General features: G+C 55.1%; 19 protein-coding genes. 1 reads left to right on the top strand and 18 read right to left on the bottom strand.

Annotation, left to right across the window (positions count from 1 at the left end; translation table 11 throughout):
• Positions 1-358: 358 nt before the first annotated feature.
• The 12 genes from AC2FLU_RS16715 to AC2FLU_RS16660 form a co-directional block, all read right to left on the bottom strand.
• The gene (locus AC2FLU_RS16715; RefSeq protein WP_496808861.1) at positions 359-2,338 is read right to left on the bottom strand and encodes a bifunctional 2',3'-cyclic-nucleotide 2'-phosphodiesterase/3'-nucleotidase; all 1,980 of its coding nucleotides are present in this window, start codon (positions 2,336-2,338) and stop codon (positions 359-361) included.
• Between the two features lie 277 nt (positions 2,339-2,615).
• Positions 2,616-3,185 carry a M24 family metallopeptidase gene (locus tag AC2FLU_RS16710; protein WP_496812055.1) on the bottom strand — a complete coding sequence of 190 codons (570 nt, stop codon included), beginning with the start codon at positions 3,183-3,185 and terminating at the stop codon, positions 2,616-2,618.
• Positions 3,186-3,200: 15 nt separating this feature from the next.
• Positions 3,201-3,692, bottom strand: a complete 492-nt coding sequence (locus AC2FLU_RS16705) for an aminopeptidase P family N-terminal domain-containing protein (RefSeq protein WP_496808862.1) — start codon at positions 3,690-3,692, stop codon at positions 3,201-3,203.
• A gap of 200 nt (positions 3,693-3,892) precedes the next feature.
• Complete coding sequence (locus AC2FLU_RS16700; protein ID WP_496808863.1) at positions 3,893-5,692, bottom strand: aminopeptidase P family protein; 1,800 nt, start codon at positions 5,690-5,692, stop codon at positions 3,893-3,895.
• Complete coding sequence (locus tag AC2FLU_RS16695; protein ID WP_496812054.1) at positions 5,682-6,683, bottom strand: ABC transporter ATP-binding protein; 1,002 nt, start codon at positions 6,681-6,683, stop codon at positions 5,682-5,684. The genes AC2FLU_RS16700 and AC2FLU_RS16695 overlap by 11 nt, the downstream gene beginning before the upstream one ends.
• On the bottom strand, positions 6,680-7,675 hold the full coding sequence (locus AC2FLU_RS16690; protein WP_480477679.1) for an ABC transporter ATP-binding protein: 996 nt from the start codon (positions 7,673-7,675) through the stop codon (positions 6,680-6,682). Before AC2FLU_RS16690 ends, AC2FLU_RS16695 begins: the two co-directional genes overlap by 4 nt.
• 10 nt (positions 7,676-7,685) lie before the next feature.
• On the bottom strand, positions 7,686-8,444 hold the full coding sequence (locus tag AC2FLU_RS16685; RefSeq protein ID WP_480555711.1) for an ABC transporter permease: 759 nt from the start codon (positions 8,442-8,444) through the stop codon (positions 7,686-7,688).
• 104 nt (positions 8,445-8,548) lie between these two features.
• The gene (locus tag AC2FLU_RS16680) at positions 8,549-9,490 is read right to left on the bottom strand and encodes an ABC transporter permease (protein WP_480520891.1); all 942 of its coding nucleotides are present in this window, start codon (positions 9,488-9,490) and stop codon (positions 8,549-8,551) included.
• Positions 9,491-9,544: 54 nt separating this feature from the next.
• A complete protein-coding gene (locus AC2FLU_RS16675; protein ID WP_496808865.1) occupies positions 9,545-11,131 on the bottom strand; it encodes an ABC transporter substrate-binding protein in 1,587 nt (528 codons plus the stop codon).
• Between the two features lie 220 nt (positions 11,132-11,351).
• Positions 11,352-11,924: a helix-turn-helix domain-containing protein gene (locus AC2FLU_RS16670; RefSeq protein WP_496808866.1), complete on the bottom strand. Its 573-nt coding sequence runs from the start codon at positions 11,922-11,924 to the stop codon at positions 11,352-11,354.
• A 725-nt stretch (positions 11,925-12,649) separates the two neighbouring features.
• A complete protein-coding gene (locus tag AC2FLU_RS16665) occupies positions 12,650-13,582 on the bottom strand; it encodes a phosphotransferase (protein WP_496715828.1) in 933 nt (310 codons plus the stop codon).
• Between the two features lie 15 nt (positions 13,583-13,597).
• Positions 13,598-16,021 carry a GcvT family protein gene (locus AC2FLU_RS16660; protein ID WP_496808868.1) on the bottom strand — a complete coding sequence of 808 codons (2,424 nt, stop codon included), beginning with the start codon at positions 16,019-16,021 and terminating at the stop codon, positions 13,598-13,600.
• A 146-nt stretch (positions 16,022-16,167) separates the two neighbouring features.
• Between AC2FLU_RS16660 and AC2FLU_RS16655 the strand changes: the two genes are divergently transcribed.
• Positions 16,168-16,929: a DeoR/GlpR family DNA-binding transcription regulator gene (locus AC2FLU_RS16655; protein WP_480495848.1), complete on the top strand. Its 762-nt coding sequence runs from the start codon at positions 16,168-16,170 to the stop codon at positions 16,927-16,929.
• Positions 16,930-17,275: 346 nt separating this feature from the next.
• Here the strand turns inward: AC2FLU_RS16655 and AC2FLU_RS16650 are convergent, their stop codons facing one another.
• The 6 genes from AC2FLU_RS16650 to AC2FLU_RS16625 all read right to left on the bottom strand — a co-directional run bounded on the left by AC2FLU_RS16650 (position 17,276) and on the right by AC2FLU_RS16625 (position 20,296).
• Positions 17,276-18,007, bottom strand: coding sequence for an amino acid ABC transporter ATP-binding protein (locus AC2FLU_RS16650; RefSeq protein ID WP_496715830.1), 732 nt, complete (start codon positions 18,005-18,007; stop codon positions 17,276-17,278).
• Positions 18,004-18,657, bottom strand: a complete 654-nt coding sequence (locus AC2FLU_RS16645; RefSeq protein ID WP_480520879.1) for an amino acid ABC transporter permease — start codon at positions 18,655-18,657, stop codon at positions 18,004-18,006. The genes AC2FLU_RS16650 and AC2FLU_RS16645 overlap by 4 nt, the downstream gene beginning before the upstream one ends.
• Complete coding sequence (locus AC2FLU_RS16640) at positions 18,657-19,088, bottom strand: amino acid ABC transporter permease (RefSeq protein WP_480520877.1); 432 nt, start codon at positions 19,086-19,088, stop codon at positions 18,657-18,659. The genes AC2FLU_RS16645 and AC2FLU_RS16640 overlap by 1 nt, the downstream gene beginning before the upstream one ends.
• A gap of 12 nt (positions 19,089-19,100) precedes the next feature.
• The gene (locus AC2FLU_RS16635) at positions 19,101-19,358 is read right to left on the bottom strand and encodes an ABC transporter permease subunit (RefSeq protein WP_480555691.1); all 258 of its coding nucleotides are present in this window, start codon (positions 19,356-19,358) and stop codon (positions 19,101-19,103) included.
• 57 nt (positions 19,359-19,415) lie between these two features.
• Entirely contained in the window at positions 19,416-19,982 is a 567-nt protein-coding gene (locus tag AC2FLU_RS16630) for an ABC transporter substrate-binding protein (RefSeq protein ID WP_496812053.1), read from the bottom strand.
• 173 nt (positions 19,983-20,155) lie between these two features.
• A complete protein-coding gene (locus AC2FLU_RS16625; protein WP_480555687.1) occupies positions 20,156-20,296 on the bottom strand; it encodes a hypothetical protein in 141 nt (46 codons plus the stop codon).
• Positions 20,297-20,590: the final 294 nt, after the last annotated feature.

The following is a 20,590-nucleotide window of genomic DNA, read 5'->3' as shown; positions in this document are numbered from 1 at the left end:
CTTTTTCCATCCTCGCAAATACTGATCAGATCTAAGGTCTAATCGGCATTACTTCTGTGTGTCATGATTCATCCTTGCAAGGGTGGATGATCAACACCGAGATAGTCTGATTTCAGGGGACTGGGTCACCCGTTCAGCTTCTTTGACAGGGCTGGGAGCGCAGAAGCTCAACTGGCTTCCAACGGTTCGCTGAGTTCTATGGCCCACCCTCTCGACGCATGTCGGGAACGCCGATTGAAAATGTAGCATCTTCCGCCGCCGGGACAGATGGCTTGGAATTGTACGGGTGTTCAGCGCAAACCCGCCACCGAGATAGCAAGGTGGCGGGTCAGGTTATCGTTGTGACAAATTGGTCGGATCAGAGCTTGATGCGGAAGGCTGCGAAACCGTCTGCACCTTCCCCGGCGTCCTCGATTGCCACTCCTTTGACATCGCCCATATAGTCACGGGCTTTTGGACCGGTCTCGAACAACACCGTGGTGTCCGCCAGCGGCGAAAACGACCAGTTGGCATCCGCTTTGGGATCGATTGTGCCCTGTTCGACAATGTAGCGCACAATGACGTCGCGGTTGGTGTCCGGTGCTTCGAACACGATTGTGTCGCCCATTGCGCCCGGGAACGCGCCACCACCGGATGCGCGGTAATTGTTGGTGGCAATGATGAACTCCATATCATCCGTAACAGGCGAGCCATTGAAGGCAAGGTTCACGATCCGTGCTGCGTCGGGGTTTACCTCTTCGCCCTTTGGCCCAAAGCGCGACGGTTGCGACAGGTCGATCTGATAGGTCACGCCGTCCATCACGTCGAAATTGTACGACGGGAATTCAGGGTTCAGAAGGATCGCATCCTTGGATCCAGCTTCGACCTGATTGAACATACCGGCCGAGCGTTCCAACCAGCCACGCACCTGCGCCCCGTTCACGCGAACCGCACGGACCGTATTCGGATAGAGATACAGATCGGCCACGTTCTTTATGGCAACGTCCCCGACCGGGACATCGGTGTAATACTCTGGACCGCCTCGGCCTCCGGCTTTGAACGGTGCCGCCGCAGACAGGATCGGCAACCCTTCATGCTCGGTGCCTTTCAGCATGTCTTCGACGTACCATTTCTGCGCGATCGAGACGATCTGCACAGACGGATCATCCGCGACCAACGCAAAATAGCTGTGCAGCGGGGCCGAGGTTTTGCCGACCGCGCGCCGAACATAGGCCAGCGTTTCGTCATGAGCTTTCGCAACCGACTCCAGAACCTTCTGATCATCTTCGACCAGAGCGGAGATCGAGCGGTCTTCGTTGCGTTTGGAAATCGGTCGCGCCTCTGACGTCGTGGTAACGACGCGCCATTCCTTGCCATCCCGTTCCAAAAGTAGGTCTAGTAGGCCAAGATGCGACCCCCAGAAACCGCCCATGACGGCAGGTTTGCCCATCAGCGTGCCTTTTTCCACATCGATCCCTGGGCGGTCAGCAAATGTCGGTGACGGGAAAACCAGGTGATTGTGGCCGGTGACCAGCGCGTCGATCCCGTCGACACCTGCCAGAACCACGGATGCGTTTTCCATGCCGTCCTCATAATCGGCACCCCCGATCCCCGAATGCGACAGGGCGATGATCAAGTCACATCCCTGTTCCTTCATCTCGGGCACATAGGCCTGAGCAGTCTCGACAATATCGCGGGCCTGGACATTGCCCTCCAGATGCCTGCGGTCCCAGTTCACGATTTGTGGCGGGGTAAAGCCGATGACACCGATCCTGATCGGATGATTGGTGCCGTCGCCCATCGCGATTTCACGGTCGAGAATGGCATAAGCCTGTACTAGGGTCTTGTCGTCACGCGGGTTCGTACCTTTTTCCTTGGCGACATTGGCCAGAACAACAGGGAACTCGGCACCGGCCAAAGCCTTGTCCAAGAACTCCAGACCGTAGTTGAACTCGTGATTGCCCAGCGTCGCGGCATCATACCCGACCGTATTGAAGGCCGTGATGATGGGATGGCTGTCGCCGTCCTTCATGCCGCGCTCGTAAGCGATGTAGTCGCCCATCGGATTGCCCTGCAGGAAATCGCCGTTATCCACCAAGAGCGAGTTTGTCGCCTCAGACCGGATTTCGTTGATGATCGACGCTGTGCGGGACAGGCCTACTGTGTCGCGGGGTTTGTCCGCATAATAATCATAAGGGAAAACATGAACATGGATGTCGGTGGTTTCCATGATGCGCAGATGCGCCTGATTACTGGCCGCTGCCACCGAAAACGGGTGCAGGGTAATTGCCGCTGCACCAGCAGTTGTCGTGGCAAGGAAACGGCGTCGCGAAATTGTAGAACGGCTGGAGAAAGACATAGGTCACCTTTCAGGTTTGTGGTCAACGCGCCTTTTTGCCTGTAATTCACAACAACCATATGAAACGGGGTGCCAGCGCTTTAGACGCGTCATGTGTAGGCGCAATGCTAGGTACAATAGCCCAACTTCCTGTACTTGATAAGACATGGCAGAAGGGGAACCCGTGCCCTGCGATTGCCAAGACAATGCCTCGCAATCAGTGCTTTGCGACATATCTAACCCGCGTCATGTGGGCATCCGACCACTGACCGCCAACCGTGTGGCTGGGACAGCCCGGTTATCGACGTACTGACCCCAGGACAACACGCTCTTTCGGGAAGCTGGTCAGTGATTGGCACCCGTCTTCTGTGACCAGGACGTCATCTTCAATACGGACACCAAAACTGCCCAGGTCATACAGACCCGGTTCGTTGGTCCAGACCATGCCTGCGCGCATTACCTGGTTGTTTCCGCGCATGATATAAGGAGCCTCGTGCAAATCCCGACCCAAACCATGGCCTGTCTTGGTGCGTATGCGATTGGCGAATGGGGATGCTTCAAGAACGCCGATGACTGCATCATCGATATCATGGGCGGTCACACCGGGGCGACACACGTTCAGACCCATCTGGTTTGCTCGCAATACAGTTTCGTAGACGGCCTTGCCCTCATCTGAAACTTCGCCAACGAAAAAGGTTCGCGTAATATCAAAGACAAGTCCATCCTTGCGCGCGCCAAAGTCAAAGAGTAGCGCATCGCCAGTTTGAAGCCGATAATCCATACGCGCTTTCCCGCGCGGTCGGGTCGAGTTGTCGGCTGCGACCACAATCGGTGTTAAGGCCTGTGAATCGGCGCCTTCGGCAAACATTGCCTGGATCAAAGCCTATTCGATCTGTTTCTCGGTCTGGCCTGCACGTACAGTCCCGATTACCTGCTCAAGCGCACGTTCCGAGATGGTGATTGCAGCTTGCAGGGAAGCCACATCCTTGCTGGACTTGATCAGGCGCAGTTTCGAGACTTGGTGCTCTGCATCAATTATCTTTAACCCAGGCATAGCTTCGGTCAGTGCATCAGAGACAAAAACACGCATGACCTGTCCTTCAACTGTAAGGGACATGATGCTCAGGTGGTCCGCCAAAGCGGCGAAAGCCCCTTTGTAACCGGCCTCATCCCGCCAATCGAATACCGCTCCTTCGAACCTTAATTGATCCCACGAGCCAAGTTCCAGATTTGGAACAATGGCGGCGGATTCTCCTGAAGCGGGTATCACAACCACGATGAGGCGTTCGTTGGTCATGAAAGACTTGCCCATGGCACGGTCGAAATTTGGACCCGGCACCAATGCCACGGCATCGACAGAGATTTCACGGGCCAATTGGCGATATTCTGATAAATCTGGTAATCTTACCAACCCTTAATGTGACCAAAACCACCCGCTTCGGCGATCCCGGCACATCTTATTGTTCTTACTCCACGCGCGAGCCGTTATCGGCTTGGTATTCTGACGGTTGGAAACGTCGCCACTCGTTTCGCCGCACAGCAGCATACAGCCCGGCCAAAAGTTCGCTTCGTGTTTCAGATTGCAGTCGTCACTTTTGTCAGCCACTCTTTTGCGGGATCACTCAATCGCGGTGAAAGCATCTGTCTGATTTGACGATGATATTGATTTAACCAGTGCCGCTCGGGCATAGTCAGGTTTTGAACAATCAACATGTCAGCCTGAATTGGCACAAACGTCATATTGCGGAAGGCAAGGAAACCGTTGTCTTCTGTGACGACCTCAAAGACGTTTTCTATGCGGATGCCGAAGCTGGCGGCCTTGTAAAACCCCGGTTCAATCGACATGACCATGCCCGGTTCCAGATCAATCGGGTTATAGGGTTTTCCTATTCTCTGCGGGTGTTCGTGCACTGACAGTCGATGGCCGATGCCGTGACCGGTCCCATGGTCATAGTCCAGCCCGAGATCCCACAAAGGGCGGCGGCAGATCCCGTCGATATGGTGCCCTTGGGTACCAGGCGGGAATCGCAAGGTGGCCAAGGCACAGAAGGCCTTGAAGACTGCCGTGTATGCCTCATCATACCCGTCAGGCCGTGCTCCAAAAGCATAGCACCGGGTGGTATCGGTCGTTCCCGTCTCGTATTGTCCGCCGCTGTCCATCAGATAGGTTTGATCCGGTTGGATAGGATCATTCCGATCCGCGGTCGCGCTATAGTGGCACATCGCCGCGTTCCCGCCTGCCGCTGAGATCGCATGAAAACTGTCACCTAGGAAACCTTGCTGTGCGCAGCGCAGCGCCTTCAATTTTTGCTCTGCTTCACGCTCGGTCAGGGGGTCACCACTTTCGGCGCGAACGGGAACCGTGTCTGCAAGCCAGGCACCAAATTCTGCCCACGCGATTCCGTCGGTGAAATGGCAGGTTCGAAGACCCTCCAGTTCGATCGTGTTTTTCAATGCCTTAGTCCGGGTAATCACACTGCGTTCAGAACCAAGTTTCGCACCGGCTTCTTCGATGGTTTGTCTTACGGCGACAGGTGAGAAATCCGGATCAGCCAATACCAGCTGATTTGGCCGAAATCTGGCCTTGAGCGTGGGCAAAAACTCTACCTGTGGAACTATCTGAAGACTTGAGGGCAATGCACTCTCTACGAAATCATCCAGCTTTTGCGGATCGACAAACCAAATCAGCGTCCCGTCCCGATGTGCCAGAAGAAAGGAGTTAACTACCGGATTATAGCCAACATCCGCGCCGCGGATGTTCAGTAACCAGGCGATATTGTCAGGTTGTGTTTCGACAACAAAGTCGGCCTGTCGCTGAACCAGATAGTTCGCCAGATCAGAGCATTTTTCTGCACAGTTTTTCCCGGCAATCTGCGACGGTAAAACTGTCACACGACCACAGGGTGGCGCTGGTTGATCTGTCCAAACCGCGTCGACCGGATTGACTTGTTGCGGCACCATCATTGCGCCCACATCCTTGCAGGCTGCGTCAAACCGGTCAAACCACGACGGGGGTATGTGCATCGGGTCATATCCGAGGCGCCAACCTGTACGCATCTCTTTTCTCAGCCACTCTTCGGGCGTCTCGCCATGAAGATGATGATGAGAGAATAACGCGCCTTTGCACTCTTGCGTAGCCTGCAAGCTGTATCGACCATCGACAAAAAGGGCGACGGTCTCAGGTGTTACAAAGGCAAGTCCGGCAGATCCGGTGAACCCGGTCAGATACGCCAGACGTTCGTCATGCGGTGCGACGTATTCGCCTTGATGGGCGTCAAATCGTGGTAGTATAAAGGCATCCAGGTCCTGCACGCTCATTTGGTCGCGGAACAGCGAAATTCTTTCGCTCGGACATAAATGAAACCTATCCAGCATGTGCTTTGATCTCTTCCGCGTGGTGGCAGGCGACCTCTCCAAACTCCCCAAATTGTCTGAGTGCGGGAACGCCGCGTTGACAAAGACTTGTGGCAAAACGACAGCGCACGTGGAACGGGCATCCGGGCGGTACGTTCATTGGTGACGGCAACTCACCCTCCAGTCGGATGACGTTCCCTTTGTCATCCGGATCAAGCGATGGCGCAGCGCTGAGCAGAGCTTGGGAGTAGGGATGTGAGGGATCGGAGAACAAGGTTTCGCTATCGCCGATCTCCACAATCCGGCCCAGATAAATTACGGCCACCCGGTTCGAGACGTGACGTACTAGTCGCAAGTCATGTGCGACGAAAAGAATTGTAAGGTTCAGTTTGTCCTGCAATTCAAGCAGAAGATTGACGACTTGTGCCTGTACTGAAACGTCCAGCGCTGAAACCAGTTCGTCGGCAATCAAAACTTCCGGCTCGACCGCCAGCGCACGTGCGATAGCAACTCGCTGCCTCTGCCCCCCTGAAAACTCGTGTGGAAATTTGTATGCGGCGTCCTGTGGCAGGCGTACCAGATCCAACAGTTCCATAACGCGCGAAGGAATTTCACTCTCGGGACGCATCTTGTGAACACTAAGAGCCTCGGACAGAATCTGACCAGTCGTCATCCGAGGGTTCAGGGACGAATAAGGATCCTGAAACATCATCTGAACGCGACGGTTGTAGTCGCGCTCGTTACGAAAATTCGGGTCAAAGATATCTTTTCCTGCGAAACGGATACTGCCGGTCTGAGGCTGGTGAAGCCGAACGATGCAACGCGCGAGCGTGGACTTGCCACACCCAGACTCGCCGACAACGCCCAGTGTTTCTCCTCGCTTGAGCTCGAGGCTGACACCGTTCAGCGCGTTGACAACCCGCCCGGGTCGCTGGCGGATCAGATCAAGAACCGATCGTGACAAATGAAATTGAAGACCCACATCGTTTATCTCCATGACCGTATCTGTCATGCGACGTCTCCCTGAGCTGCAGGCACATGATTGAAGCACGCCACATGACGACCCTCGGATATTGCCGACAAGGGTGGGCGCGCGTTCAGGCACGCGTCGACTGTGCTGTGGCACCGTGGGGCAAAGGCGCATCCGACAGGCAATCTCTCGAGGCTCGGAGGCGTGCCCGGCACCGAATAGAGCGGTGTGCGCGGCGGCACATTCTGAGGAACAGACCGCATCAGTCCAACAGTATAAGGGTGACGTGGTGCATTCAAAACCTGACGCACTGCCCCCTGTTCAACCACCCGTCCGGCATACATGACAGCCAAGGATTCACAGGTTTGAGCGACCACACCTAGATCATGCGTGACAAGAACCACGCCCATCTGAAGCTCATCGGCCAAGGACAGGATCAAATCAAGAATCTGCGCCTGAATCGTAACGTCCAATGCGGTGGTTGGTTCATCCGCGAGCAACAGTTTCGGGTTAGCTGCCAGAGCAATCGCGATCATAACGCGCTGCCGCATACCACCTGAAAACTGATGTGGGTATTCGTTCAAACGTGACGCGGCAGATGGAATCCCTACATGATCCAGCATCTCAACCGCCCGGTCACGGCGCGCCGCGCGATTGAGGTCGGTATGCGCCTTCAACGTCTCGGTCAGTTGCATACCAACCGTCAACAATGGGTTAAGCGATGTCATCGGCTCCTGAAAGATCATCGCAATTTCGCCACCGCGAATGCGCCTCAGTTTTCGTTCGGAAAGCGGAACAAGGTTTTGCCCCTGCCAATTCACAACTCCTGTGACTTCGCCATAGCGCCGCGATAGCCCCAGAACCGAGCGCAAAGTGACGCTCTTGCCAGAACCGCTTTCACCGACCAGTCCTAGGACTTCGCCACGTCGAACGGAAAAACTCACGTCTCGCACGGCTGGCAAAGGGGTCCCTTCTTTCCAGAAGGTTGTACTAAGGTTTTTCACTTCGAGGATAGGTTGCTGATTGCCTGTCATTGCCAACTCCTTACCCGCGTGGCCTGAGCAGGTCTGCCAACCCATCGCCAATAAGGGAGAATCCAAGACCTGTGATAACGATCGCGATCCCGGGCATCAGGCTCAACCACCAGGCCGTTGTGATAAAATTGCGGCCTTCTGCGATCAGGACGCCCCATTCCGCCTGCGGTGGCTGTGCGCCAAGACCCAGATACCCAAGTGACGAACCCAGCAGAATTGCCAGCGCCATATCCGTCATCCAGTAGACGATAACCGGCGTAATCGCATTCGGCAGAAGGTGGCGAAAGATAATGCGCCTGTCGGAGTATCCCATGACGATGCCTGCAGCGGCATAGTCGTTTCCCATCTGCGCAATGATCTCGGCTCGCATTAACCGGGCATAGTAGACCCAACCAACAACCGTTATCGCAATGTACATATTGACCAAGCCCGGACCAAGTACGGCGACGACCGCAATGACCAGAACCAGAAATGGGAACGTGATGATCGCGTCCACGACACGCCCGAAGATCATATCAGCGATCCCGCGGTAGTAGCCGACAAGCGCGCCAACCACGACGCCGATGATCAGAGCAAAGACCGTGGCCAGGACAGCCATCTGCATGTTTACCGAATAGGCTGAAATCACGCGGCTCAGACTGTCGCGCCCCAGCAGGTCGGTGCCGAAGGGATGGGCCCAGCTTGGTGGCTGTCGGACCGCAGTGTAATCGATAAAGTTGGGATCATACGGGGCAAACGCATTTGGCATGATCGCAAGCAAAGTCGACATTCCAATGATGCAAAGGCCTATTATGAAACCCGGTTTTCGTAGCGCCGCTGGTATGCGCGTCTTTGGCGGTACGCCCGCTCCACCTGGAGAAGTGGCAGTGTCGGTCATGTCAAACGCATCCTCGGGTCCAACGAGCTTTGAAACAGGTCCGTAAGCAGGAATACGACCGAGACCAGAACCGCAAATGTCAGCGTCAATCCCTGGATGAGCGGGTAGTCGCGCGCGAAAATCGCCTCAAGCATCAAGCGTCCGACACCGGGTACGGCGAAAACTGTTTCGGTAACCAGCGTTCCACTCATGAGGTTGCCGATAGACAGACCCAAAAGTGTAACGGTCGAAATCAGTGCGTTACGTAACACGTGGCGCCCCAAGATCAGCCTGTCGGGCAAACCCTTGGCTCGGGCAAACTGAACGTATTCGGCATCAAGGACCTCGATGATGGCGGCGCGCAGGTTTCGCATGATGATCGCCGACGTGTACAACGCCACCGCTACGGCAGGCAGGAACAGATGATACAGCCTGTCCATAAAGGTGTCGCCATAGCCGCCAACCGGAAACCACCGCAGTTGGGCGGCAAGAAAAGTCAGCAAGATCAGACCGATGTAAAACACAGGCATCGACAACCCCACTTGGAAAACCGTGCGGATCACTGCGTCGGGCCACCGTCCGCGGTTCAGAGCTGCAACAAACGCCAGTGGTCCTGCAATCAACAAAGACATGAGGACTGCATAGATTGTCAGAAAAGCCGTGGTCGGCAGGCGGTTGATGATGACTTCAGTAACCGGTGCGCGCATCAGGATAGACCGGCCCAAATCGCCTTGCATCGTATTTGTCAGAAACAGCCAAAACTGCACCAACAGCGGCTCGTTCAGTCCCAACCGTTCGCGGATAGCAGCAAGATCGGCATCCGAAGCCCGGTCTCCTGCGATGGCGATGGCCGGATCCCCCGGTAGAAGACGAACCAGAACAAAGATGATGATCATCACGAGGATGAATGTGGGGATCATCAACAACAAGCGTTTGAATGTGTATTGAAGGGTTGCCATCAAGGCCTCCGTCAAATGAACCGCCGGCAGGTACTGCCGGCGGCATTTAAGCGATCAGCGGCTGACGGTCGCCTGATCGAAGACGTTATTTCCCAGTGGTGTCTGAACGTATCCGTCCACGCTGGTCGATACTGCCACCGCAAAGGGCGTCTCATACATGAAAAGCAAAGGGGCTGCATCTGCATATATTTCCTGCATTTCAGCATACTGGGCCGCTCTTTTTTCAGCGTCTATTTCTGTTGCCGAAGCCTCAAACAGAGCATTGAATTTCGCGTTTTCCCAACCAGTGCCGACCGCATTGGCTGTAGGGGTATAACCTAACCAGCCGACGACCTGGCTGGGGTCGTTTACGTCGTTCACCCAGCCATAGGTGTGGATGTCAAATTCGCCCGAGCGGTTCTTGGCGCCACGTGTCGGCCCATCCACCTGTTCGACTGACAGATTGATCCCCAACGGAGCCCACATCTGCTGAAGGGCCGCAAATATGGTGCTGTCATCCGCAGAGCCAGCCAAAGTCGTAAAGGTGATTTCGGTTCCCGGCGCTACGCCTGCCTCGGCGATCAGAGCTTTGGCCTTGTCAAGGTCGTAGGCATACAACGGACCAAGATTTGCGGAAAGCTGGGTCGCCGCTGCCATCAGAGGTGAGGTCATTGGCTTGCCGGCGCCTTGCAGCACAAGCCCGATCAGTGCCTCTTTGTTGGTGGCATAGTTGAGTGCCTGCCGAACCCGAGCGTCTGACAACGGGTTAGGCGATCCGTCAGCACGGGTTTCACGCGTGTTGATCGGCGAATATATGATCCGTGTTGACGGATAGAGGTTCATGTTGATCGCTTGGTCTGCTTCAAGCTCCGGCACACGTGAAAACGGAATGAATTCAGCGGCATCCACTTCACCAGCCTGAAGCTTCAGAATCCGGGTTGCGTCATCAGGTATGATCTCAAAATGCACGCCGTCCAGGTAAGGCAGCGCTTTGCCGTCGGACCCTTTGCGCCAGTAGTTCTTATTGGCACAGAACTCCATGGAGGTTCCCTGCTCAAATCCACACAGATAGAAGGGGCCGGACCCGACACCGGGGCCTTTGGCTGCAAAGATTGCGGCGGACTTTTCCTGGTCAGTGGAACCTTCGGCCGCCTCAAAGACGGCTTTGGAGACAATACCGGTTGTGAAAGTGGCAAGCATTGAGAGGATTGTCGGGTCAGCCGCTTTCAGACTGATCGAGACGACATTTCCTTCCGCGCTTACATTGTCGATGGATCCCAGAAGTCCGGCCCAGGGGCTTAGATCGGGATTGCGGGCGCGATCCAGCGAAAAGACAACGTCTTCTCCGGTCAAAGGCGTTCCATCCGAAAAGGAGACGCCGCTGCGCAAGGTAAGCGATACAGACTGTCCATCATCGGAGATACTGTATTCTTCGGCCAGTCCTGGGATGACAGAGTTTCCATCTTCACTGGGGCGCAATAGCGTGTCGAAAAGGCTGCCAACCATCCAGATGTCAGAGTTTCGATCGGCATAAATCGGGTCAATCAGGTTTGATCCGTCATATCTGGCGAAATTCAGAATGCCACCACGCTCTTGTGCGAACAAAGGTAGGGCCATTGCGGTAGCCACGACGGCAGTCGCTGCCATCAAATTACGTTTCATTGATGAGTTCCTCCCAAAGCGATTCTCGATCGCATGAAGGCGGTATACATTAATTTCAATACTGCTAAAACAATTTTTAGTTAGACGTAAATTGCATATTGCGATCACAGGAGCATTGATTGGAAACCCAGGATGCGCCACGACATTCTGGGCAGCACTTTCAAGTGCGACCCCACGATAGAACTCGGAGAACTGTCGATGAACGGTTCGGCCGACCTGATTAGTTGGAGGAATTATTGATCGGCGTTGTATTTACCCACAATTCAACTGCTTCAGTGTCTCCTAGGACAATCGAATAATGCGGCTTGGAGGTGTCGTGATGTATCGTGTCACCGCTCGACAAGATGTGGACTTCGTCACCCAGATGGTATTCCAACTGACCCGAAATCAGATAGCAAAAGCTCTCGCCTTCGTGGCACATCTTCTCGGACATGTGGCCCGCAGGACGATGAACGATGCACGGATATAAAAGCGCGCCCGAAAACCCCGGACCCAACTTTTCATAGAACCGCCCGTTGACTCCCAATGCATAGGTTTGACGTCGATCTTTGCGAACGTATTCGGTGTATTCCTCGGGAACGCTGACAAGCTGTTCAATGCTGGTCTTTAAAGATGCAGCAATTGCCATAAGCGAAGACAGGGACGGGGCACTGATGCCGCGCTCGACCTGTGATATGAATCCTGTGGTCAAACCAGCTTCATCCGCAACCTCGACAAGTGTTTTGCCAAGCGCTTTCCGGCGGCGTCGAATTGCTTTTCCCAGTTGAGACGGGTGATTTTTCTGATCCATCATTTCTTCTCTAGTGGTCGAGCTCGACGGCTCTCTGGGGCCTTGTTTCAGCAAATCCTGTACCTGTGACCGACGGGAACAGCGATTCGCTTAACTAGGCAAACTTCATAACCGGTACGGTTATCATTGGCTAAGTTTCTACTAAAAGCGTTTTTAACCCGGAAAAGCAAATTAGGTTCCTTCCTTCGTGTCGCTGCAAACTTCTGAATGAGAGGCTTAGTCTCGGCGATCACGTGGGAGGAAGGTAGCCAAATCAGCCCACCGCTATGACTGGCTCGGATCTGACGAAGGACCTTGTTGCGGCCGACTTACTTCACCGCGCGCACAGAAGAAAATCAGTGAATTTGACGCCTTCATCCCAGAATGGAAGAAGAAACAGCCGCGTGCCCGTTACGTTGAAGTATCTTAGGGCCAAGTGCCAGGAATTCTGCACTGAGCGTACCTTCGAATGCGCCCGTGCAAAGACCAACGGTGAAAAAACGCAACTCGATTGTTGAGGGTCGCCTGATCAACTCTCGGACTGCGTTCGGCCATGATCTCTGTTCGATTGCGACAGGAAACTGTGTGCCTCAAGTGGAATTGCGCAGTATATTGAGCCGTCGTTATTGGGACGTTGCGGCCCCTCAAAGAGCTCATTGTGAAACCTGTTCGAAACCCATTTGTCCGAACCAATCTTTCATTTCCACATGCCAGTCATTCACCAAAAGATTGCAACTTATCCATCTGCTTTATTCGGTCGCAACTGCCTGAACATGCGCTGCGAAAGCAGGATCAAACATCAGTGCCTTGCACCTGTCGAACCGACCCGTTGCATAGGCCCAGAAATCTTCGGCGGGGTTATCATCGGCATGTTGGATCAAGCCCCAGAGTGTCCACAGAAGATCGCACATCGCCTTGTAGATCACCATTCGCCCGAATTGAGCCGCTGTTGGTGCCGCGCCGAAATAGGACGTCAGCATCTCGATTTCTTGCGCCTCGGTCAGCCCGGCTTCGACCGACAAATCGCCGAGGTCCCAAAGGGCATCATTCATGCCGGAATATTCGAAATCCACGATCCACATACGGTCACCGTTGTCGAGAAAGTTCTCGCAAAGCGGATCGCAATGGCTGGGAACCAGCATGCCCGGCCTGTCTTGCAGCAGCTGTTTGATCGGCGCAGCTTCCGCGACAATTTCTGTATAGCCTTCGGGCAGGGAAATATCCTTTGTTGACAGGACTTTCAGATATTCATCGATCATCGAAAAAAGTTCGAACCGAAATTCGAAAGGGCGGGGTGACTCGTGTAGTTGCCGCAGGGCATGCCCGGCACGTGCGGCCGCTCCGGAGCGCGTTGCGAAAAGCTCGGGTGTCATGGTGACGATACCGTCAATGCAGTCACTGATCATCACACCGGTATCTGCATCCGCCCAAAGCACAGCAGGACCGATACCAGCTTCGGCTGCGACCTTGGCATTGTGAATCTCAACGCCGCGATCGATATAATCCGCGGTGCCATCTCCGGGGATACGAACGATCATGGTGTGCCCGCCGGTTTCCACTCTGTAGACCAGATTGGTCAACCCACCCAGCCGTTTGATTTTGCTGTCTTGTGCTGAGATTTCCTCAAAACCTTTCAGGTTGCGAAGTTCACTCAGGACACGATCAGTGTTTCCGTCAGTCATTTTCTGCCCTCCCCCTCAGGCTTTTAGCCGCTCATTGGTCGGATCGTACAGAGGCCCATCCACCCGGTGGATCTGTTCGCGGTCTCCGAACAATTCGAGTTCGAATTCCGTCTGGTCCATCAGCGCCACCGGAAGATAGCCGTAGATGATCGTTTTCCCGACATGGTACCCATAGCCACCGCTGCTGGCGCGCGAAACGGTTACGCCATTGTGCAGGATGGTTTCCCCCCCGGTCATCGGCAGTTTTTCCTCGGTCACGAAGGTACAGAGTTTCTGTGCTGCGCCATTGGATTTCTGGCCCTCCAGAACATCGCGCCCGAAAAAACTTCCCTTGGATTTCAGGTGGACGCGAGAGCTCAGGCCCGCTTCTACAGGTGTATAGTCCGGGGTGATATCGGTGCTCCAGTAAAGATACCCCTTTTCCAGGCGCAGCGAGTCTATGGTCCGGTAGCCAATGTCGCGGATGCCATAGGCCTGTCCTGCCTTCCAAAGTTGATCATAGACATGAAGTGCAAATTCGGTTGGGATGTGCAGTTCCCAGCCCAATTCGCCGGTATAGCCGATGCGCACCGCACGCACTTTTGCTGCTCCGACCGTAATGTCGCGCGCTGTTGCAAAGGGAAACGCAGCGTTTGAGATATCCTCTTCGGTTACCGCCTGCAGGACGTCGCGCGCTTTTGGTCCGCAGATATTGATCACCGCCCGGGATGAGGTAACCTCGATCAGATGTGCCGATCCGTCTTGCGGCAGATGGCGTCGGATCCAGTCGGAATCGTGCACCCCGAATCCGGCGCCGGTCACGATATAGAAATGGTCGCGCCTCAGGCGGGTGATGGTGACATCCGCCTCGACGCCGCCTTTGTCGTTACAAAGCTGGGTATAGATTACGCTGCCATCCGGCTTGTCCATGTTTGAGACCGCTAGGTGTTGCAACACACCCAACGCGCCAGAGCCGATCAGTTCGAACTTGGAAAAGCTCGACTGGTCGATCAGAACGACACCTTCGCGGGCAGCGCGGTGTTCTTCGGCCGCGAAGACATTCCAACCGGGATTGAGAAAATCGAGTTGATCCACTGGGGCGACCCCAGCTGGCGCAAACCACAAGGGCCGCTCCCACCCGTTCTTTGACCCATAGACCGCCCCGTGTTCTTTCAATCGGTTGTATAGCGGAGACAGTCGCAAATTGCGTGCGGTCTCGGCCTCTTGGCCCGGATAGCGCATCTTGTAGTGATGCGCGTAATGTTCGACGGCTCGGGGATACATAAAGGCCTTGGTCGCATGATGTGGGCTGAACCGCCGCACGTCCAATGGCCAAAGATCCAGGCTTGGACGCCCGTTCAGAATCCATTCCGCGATCATTTCCCCCGCGCCCCCGCCAGCCGCAATACCGTAGAGGAACCCGGTCGAGAGCATCAGGTTTTTAACCTCAGGGGCCCAGCCCATGACAAAATCACCATCGGCGGAGTAGGGGATTGGTCCATTGATGATTTGCCGGATGCCGACCTGGTTCACGACAGGCGTGACGACACCGGCAAGTTCAGCCAGCGGCGCGAAACGGTCAAGATTGTCCGGTAGCAACTGGCGCACGAACTCTCCGGGAATGCCCCGTTCTCCAAATGGCAATGTGTCGTCTTCGTAACCTCCGATGACCAGACGCCCGCCAGCATCGGGCTTGTAATAGACCAGACGCTCAGGGTCGCGCAGCGTGGGCAGGCCCTTGACCAATTCCGGCTCTGGCAACGGTTCTGTTACGACGTATTGGTGCTCGACAGCGCAGGCTGGCACCACGACGCCCAGTTTTGCGGCCAGTTCACGGCTCCACATGCCCGAGGCCAGCACAACGGTTTCCGCCTCATAGTCGCCGTTGGTTGTCATCACTTTGGTTATGCGGCCATTGCGGATTTCGAAATCCTTGACCTTCACCCCCTGCCTGATCTGTGCGCCGTGGCTCCGCGCACCGGCTGCAATCGCCAGACACAGGCCAGCGGGGTCAACGTGGCCATCCGATGGAATAAAGGCAGCCCCCTCTAACCCGTCGGCATCAATATAGGGAAACAGGGCTTTCGCTTCGGCTGGTGAGATGATTTCCATCTCCAGGTCAAAACTGCGTGCCATTGTCGCCAGACGTTTTGCCTCCAGCAGCCGTTCCTTGGTTGCCGCCAGCCGCAAGCTGCCGACTTTCTTCCAGTCGAACTCCATACCGGTCTCGTCGGCCAGCCGGTCATAGAGCGCGACCGATCGTTTCAGCATCCGGGTCGTATTGCGGGAAGACCGCAGTTGCCCAACCAGCCCGGCAGCGTGCCATGTTGCCCCCTCTGTCAGAGATGCCTTTTCCAGAAGGACGACATCCGTCTCACCTGCCCGGGCCAGATGATAGGCGATTGAGCATCCGATGATGCCGCCGCCAATAATAAGGTGTTTTGCAGAATGGGTTGTCATGGCCTCGCCCCTGTCGACAAATTTGATGCCAGATCATCGTATCGACCAACAGAAATCAACAACAATTAAAAAAGAGTGTTGAAATATGTTGATTTAAAGATGTATCAACAATTCATCCTGTTAGAATCCAACATCCGAGTGGCTGAATGTCGAAATACGAAAAGGACATCCTAAGCGCGGTTAACATTCATGGCCGAATCTCGGTCATGGACCTGGCGCAGAGGCTTAACGTTTCCGATCAGACAATCCGTCGAATTGTGAAGCCGTTGGTGGATGCGGGGCACATCGACAAGGTTCACGGCGCGTTGGTCAGCACCCAAAAGGTTCTGGATCCCCCTTTCATCGCGCGTATGACAACCAACCGCGCGGCGAAAGTCGCCATTGCAAAGTCCATTTTGAACCTTGTGCCTGATAACGCGTCCATTGCTATTGATACAGGATCTACGTCGGGTTTTGTGGCTCAGGCTCTCAAGGCGCGCAGAGATCTTACCGTGGTGACGAATTCAGCGTTCATTGCAACAACTCTGGCGATGGGGAACGGCAACCGGGTATTTATGGCGGGCACACAGCTTAGAAATCATGACGGCGCAGCGTTCGACCGCGCGGCCTTTGACGTTATTGCAAATATGTCGGTGGAATACTCGATCCTGTCGGCGTCGCGTGTGCATCCGAAACAGGGTTTTTTGGTGTTCGAACAATGCGAAGTCGATATTGCGGTCGCAATGAAGGCGATCAGCGAACGATGTTTCATGGCAGTGGACTCGACCAAGTTCCAGGCATCCGAACCCAAACCGGCCTTGCATCTTCCAGCTCTTTCGGCAAGTGACTTCCTGATAACCGAGCGGAAGCCTACGTCAAAATTTGAAGGCGTTATAGGTCGGGCAAAGACAGTAATCGCCGCAGATTAGTTTCAAGCTTTTGACGAATGAGCGGCTAAGAAAGGACGCGGCCCACCTGCACGCCGCGTTCAGTCATGTTCTGGACAGAGTGTACCGGGGTTATAAGTTAACAGCGTGCAAGACTGTATCCTTGGGGAAGTGACAGGGCTTCAATGTGATCAAGTTGCGAACTGTTAACGAACTGTTTTATGGGAACAAACGTCAGATCACCTATGCTCCCCAACTGTATTTTAAAGTTGGCAACATAGTCTTCGTCCGCAAATGCGCGGCGTACGTCGCTCCGCCGCGCGTGTTTTCGGGCATCTAGGTCCGGATTAGAAGATAAATTGGCCAGCTGTAGACATCCGGATCTGCTTCAGTGGCTGAGAATCTTGGAAAGGAAATCCTGAGCACGCGGGCTTCGCGGGGAACCAAAAAACTCGGCCGAGGGCGCGTCTTCGACGATTTCGCCATGGTCTATAAAGACCACGCGGTCGGCCACCTTCTTGGCAAACCCCATCTCATGCGTGACGACCATCATCGTCATGCCTTCCTTGGCCAGTTCCACCATGACGTCCAGAACCTCGTTGATCATCTCTGGGTCGAGCGCCGATGTTGGTTCGTCAAAGAGCATTGCCATCGGCTCCATCGCAAGGCCGCGGGCAATCGCCACCCGCTGCTGCTGGCCGCCGGACAACTGAGAGGGGTATTTCTGCGCATGTTCCGTCAGGCCCACGCGCTCAAGAAGTGCGAGCGCCTTTTCCTCCGCCTCTTTCGGATCGCGCCCCAGCACCTTGATCTGGCCGATCTTGATGTTCTCGGTCACGTTCATATGGGGAAACAGCTCAAAATTCTGAAAGACCATACCGATCTTGGAGCGCATCTTGTCGAGATTTGTCGATTTCGCGGTGATCGAGGTGCCCGCGACGGTGATCTCGCCATCATTGATCGGCTCAAGCCCGTTCACCGTTTTGATCAGCGTGGACTTGCCCGAACCAGAAGGGCCGCAGACCACGATCACCTCACCTTTGGCGACGCTGAGGGTACAGTTCTTCAGAACCTGAAAGGTCTTGCCGTACCATTTGTTGACATTCTTCATCTCGATCATGTGGCAAGCCTTTTTTGCAGATACCGGACGCCCATGGAGGCGAGGAAACAGAGGGTGAAGTAGACCGCAGCGACGAAGAGGAACATTTCCACCAGCTTCTGGTCACGGTTTGCAACGATCTCGGCACTGACAAGGAAATCGCTTAGGCCGACGACATAGACGAGCGATGTGTCCTGAAAGAGGATGATCGCCTGTCTCAGCAGGATCGGAGTCATCGCCCGGAAGGCCCGAGGCAGCACGATATAGCGCATCGACTGGCTGTAGGTGAGGCCGATGGCGCGCGCGGCGGCCAGTTGTCCAGGGCGGACAAAGTTGATGCCGGCCCGGATGATCTCGGAATAATAGGCGGCCTCAAACAGGATAAATGCCACGAGAACCGAGGAGAAGGCGCCGACAGGTCGCCCGACGATAAGCGGCATAAGGAAGAAGAGCCAGAAGATCACGAGGATCAGCGGCAGCGAGCGGAAGAAGTTGACATAGGCCGCAGCAAACTGCCCCAGAACCGGTACCTTTGCGATGCGCAGAAGGGCAAGGACCGTGCCAAGGACGATACCCCCTGCCACTGCGAGGCCCGTCAGTAGAAAGGTCATTTTCATGCCGTCCCACAACAGTTCGCCATTGACGGGAATGACGGAGAAATCGAGTGTCATTACGCAGCCCCTTTTGCGAAGGTGCCGGGCAGGGCGGTCATCCTGTCGACCCGCCGCATAACCGCCATCACCGTGAAGGTGACAAGGCTGTAGACCACAGTTGCTGCGGTGAAGGCTTCAAACCCCTGGAACGTATATTCCTCGATCTGTCGTGTCATCGCCGTCAGTTCGACGACACCGATGGTCAGCGCTAGCGAGGAATTCTTGAAGATCGTCAAAAACTCGCTTGTCAGCGGCGGGATGATGATGCGGTAGGCATTGGGCAGAAGAATATATCGATGAACCTGCACCTCGGTCATGCCGATGGCGCGGCCTGCCTGGCGCTGGCCACGGCCCACGGCCTCGATTCCCGAACGGACCTGTTCGTAGACACGCGAGGCGGTATAAAGGCCGATAGCGACAATGGCGGTGGTCAGTGCCGGGAAGGGCATGTCGCGCTTGACCTAACGCGACCAGTCATCCGGCAGGACTTCGGGGAAAACGAAGTACCACAGGAACAGCTGTACCAGCAGCGGAAAATTGCGGAAGATCTCTACATAGGTGGTGCCAACGGCCCTGAGGACCGGGCTGGATGAGGTGCGGAAGACACCGAGCGCTGAGCCCACCGAAAAAGCGATTGTCCTGGCCAGAAGCGAGATAACTATGGTCCAGCCGAAATAGGGCTCGCGGAACAGAATGCCCCAGTCCCAATTATAGTTCATGTCATCCCCCTGCCGCAGCTGGGGAGGGGCGGATGTACCCGCCCCTTCTTTTGTTGCTTATTCTGGCAGTGCCTGAATTTCGAACGCGGTCGCCAGTGTATCGGAAAGCGGCATGTCGATGTTTGTCGGGCCCGGCTCGAACCAATTGGCGTAAATCTCCTTGATCTCACCAGAGCGCATCAGACCGGCCATGACCGTACGTCCAAGACGTTCGAATGTGGAGTCGTTGCGCTGCACCATCAGGGCATAGGGATCGAAGGACAGGTACCGCCCGGTGACCTGATAGCCAGTCGGATCGGACGCCTTTGAGATCAGGCCATAGAGCGGAACATCGTCCGAGCCATAGGCGTCGATGCGGCCCGTTTCCAGCGCCAGCCAGCCCTGGCCGCGATCTTTGACCGGTACGATCTCGACGTTCAGGCCCTTTTCTTCGATGATGGCCTTGATCGCCTTTTCGTTGGTCGTGCCCGCAGACAGGCCAATGACCTTTCCTTCCTGATCCTCGATCTCGGTGATGCCCGACCCGGTTTTAGAGGCAATCTTGGTGCCGGTGAGGAAGGTCGTGGGCGGATATTCCACCTGCAACTGGCGGGTCAGGTTGTTGTTGGTGGTATCGCATTCCATGTCGATCGTGCCATTGGCATCAGTGAGATGCAGGTCTGGCCGGTGACCGGCACATAGTGGACCTCCAGATTGTCTACGCCAAGCTCCGCCTTGATCGCATCGACAATCTTCAGGCACAGGTCGATCGAATAACCGATCGGCTTGTTAACAGGGCCGATACAGGAGAAAGGGATCTAGGTTTCCCTTTGGCCGATACTGACCACGCCGCGTTCTTGAATGCGCTGCAATACCGGGCTCTCGCCGGCATCGGCAAAGGCCGGACCCGCAAGGGGAAGAATCGCCGTGACGGTCACTTGTGCAAGCATGTGCTTCATTTTCGTCTCCTCCCAAAAGTCTGTCTCTATTAGGCTATAGCTTTCATATGGTGCAGTTTCCGCGACCATCTTTGATCCGCCGGGGCTGCACCCTAGCCCCCATCCATCACGCCGAATACCGCGCACCACCCCGACGGACTCGCATTATCATTACTCAATACATGCGCTATCTGAAATTTGTATCGCTATTTAGGCAAGTTTATATGCAGAAACTGAATGCTAATGTGTCGCCGTGGACAAAGACTCAATACTCGATCTGCTCGCGCTGATCCGCGCCGAAAGCGTTTCGCTTGC

The sequence above is a fragment of the Ruegeria sp. SAZD013 genome, from assembly GCF_059612525.1.
This window is presented reverse-complemented; position numbering and strand designations above follow the sequence as displayed.

Bases quoted from the DNA above. Each gene is read 5' to 3' on its own strand.
- AC2FLU_RS16715 (WP_496808861.1), bottom strand. From the start codon at position 2,338: ATGTCTTTCTCCAGCCGTTCTACAATTTCGCGACGCCGTTTCCTTGCC.
- AC2FLU_RS16710 (WP_496812055.1), bottom strand. From the start codon at position 3,185: ATGTTTGCCGAAGGCGCCGATTCACAGGCCTTAACACCGATTGTGGTC.
- AC2FLU_RS16700 (WP_496808863.1), bottom strand. From the start codon at position 5,692: ATGCTGGATAGGTTTCATTTATGTCCGAGCGAAAGAATTTCGCTGTTC.
- AC2FLU_RS16695 (WP_496812054.1), bottom strand. From the start codon at position 6,683: ATGACAGATACGGTCATGGAGATAAACGATGTGGGTCTTCAATTTCAT.
- AC2FLU_RS16690 (WP_480477679.1), bottom strand. From the start codon at position 7,675: ATGACAGGCAATCAGCAACCTATCCTCGAAGTGAAAAACCTTAGTACA.
- AC2FLU_RS16685 (WP_480555711.1), bottom strand. From the start codon at position 8,444: ATGTCGACTTTGCTTGCGATCATGCCAAATGCGTTTGCCCCGTATGAT.
- AC2FLU_RS16680 (WP_480520891.1), bottom strand. From the start codon at position 9,490: ATGGCAACCCTTCAATACACATTCAAACGCTTGTTGTTGATGATCCCC.
- AC2FLU_RS16675 (WP_496808865.1), bottom strand. From the start codon at position 11,131: ATGAAACGTAATTTGATGGCAGCGACTGCCGTCGTGGCTACCGCAATG.
- AC2FLU_RS16670 (WP_496808866.1), bottom strand. From the start codon at position 11,924: ATGATGGATCAGAAAAATCACCCGTCTCAACTGGGAAAAGCAATTCGA.
- AC2FLU_RS16665 (WP_496715828.1), bottom strand. From the start codon at position 13,582: ATGACTGACGGAAACACTGATCGTGTCCTGAGTGAACTTCGCAACCTG.
- AC2FLU_RS16660 (WP_496808868.1), bottom strand. From the start codon at position 16,021: ATGACAACCCATTCTGCAAAACACCTTATTATTGGCGGCGGCATCATC.
- AC2FLU_RS16655 (WP_480495848.1), top strand. From the start codon at position 16,168: ATGTCGAAATACGAAAAGGACATCCTAAGCGCGGTTAACATTCATGGC.
- AC2FLU_RS16650 (WP_496715830.1), bottom strand. From the start codon at position 18,007: ATGATCGAGATGAAGAATGTCAACAAATGGTACGGCAAGACCTTTCAG.
- AC2FLU_RS16645 (WP_480520879.1), bottom strand. From the start codon at position 18,657: ATGACACTCGATTTCTCCGTCATTCCCGTCAATGGCGAACTGTTGTGG.
- AC2FLU_RS16640 (WP_480520877.1), bottom strand. From the start codon at position 19,088: ATGCCCTTCCCGGCACTGACCACCGCCATTGTCGCTATCGGCCTTTAT.
- AC2FLU_RS16635 (WP_480555691.1), bottom strand. From the start codon at position 19,358: ATGAACTATAATTGGGACTGGGGCATTCTGTTCCGCGAGCCCTATTTC.
- AC2FLU_RS16630 (WP_496812053.1), bottom strand. From the start codon at position 19,982: ATGGAATGCGATACCACCAACAACAACCTGACCCGCCAGTTGCAGGTG.
- AC2FLU_RS16625 (WP_480555687.1), bottom strand. From the start codon at position 20,296: ATGAAGCACATGCTTGCACAAGTGACCGTCACGGCGATTCTTCCCCTT.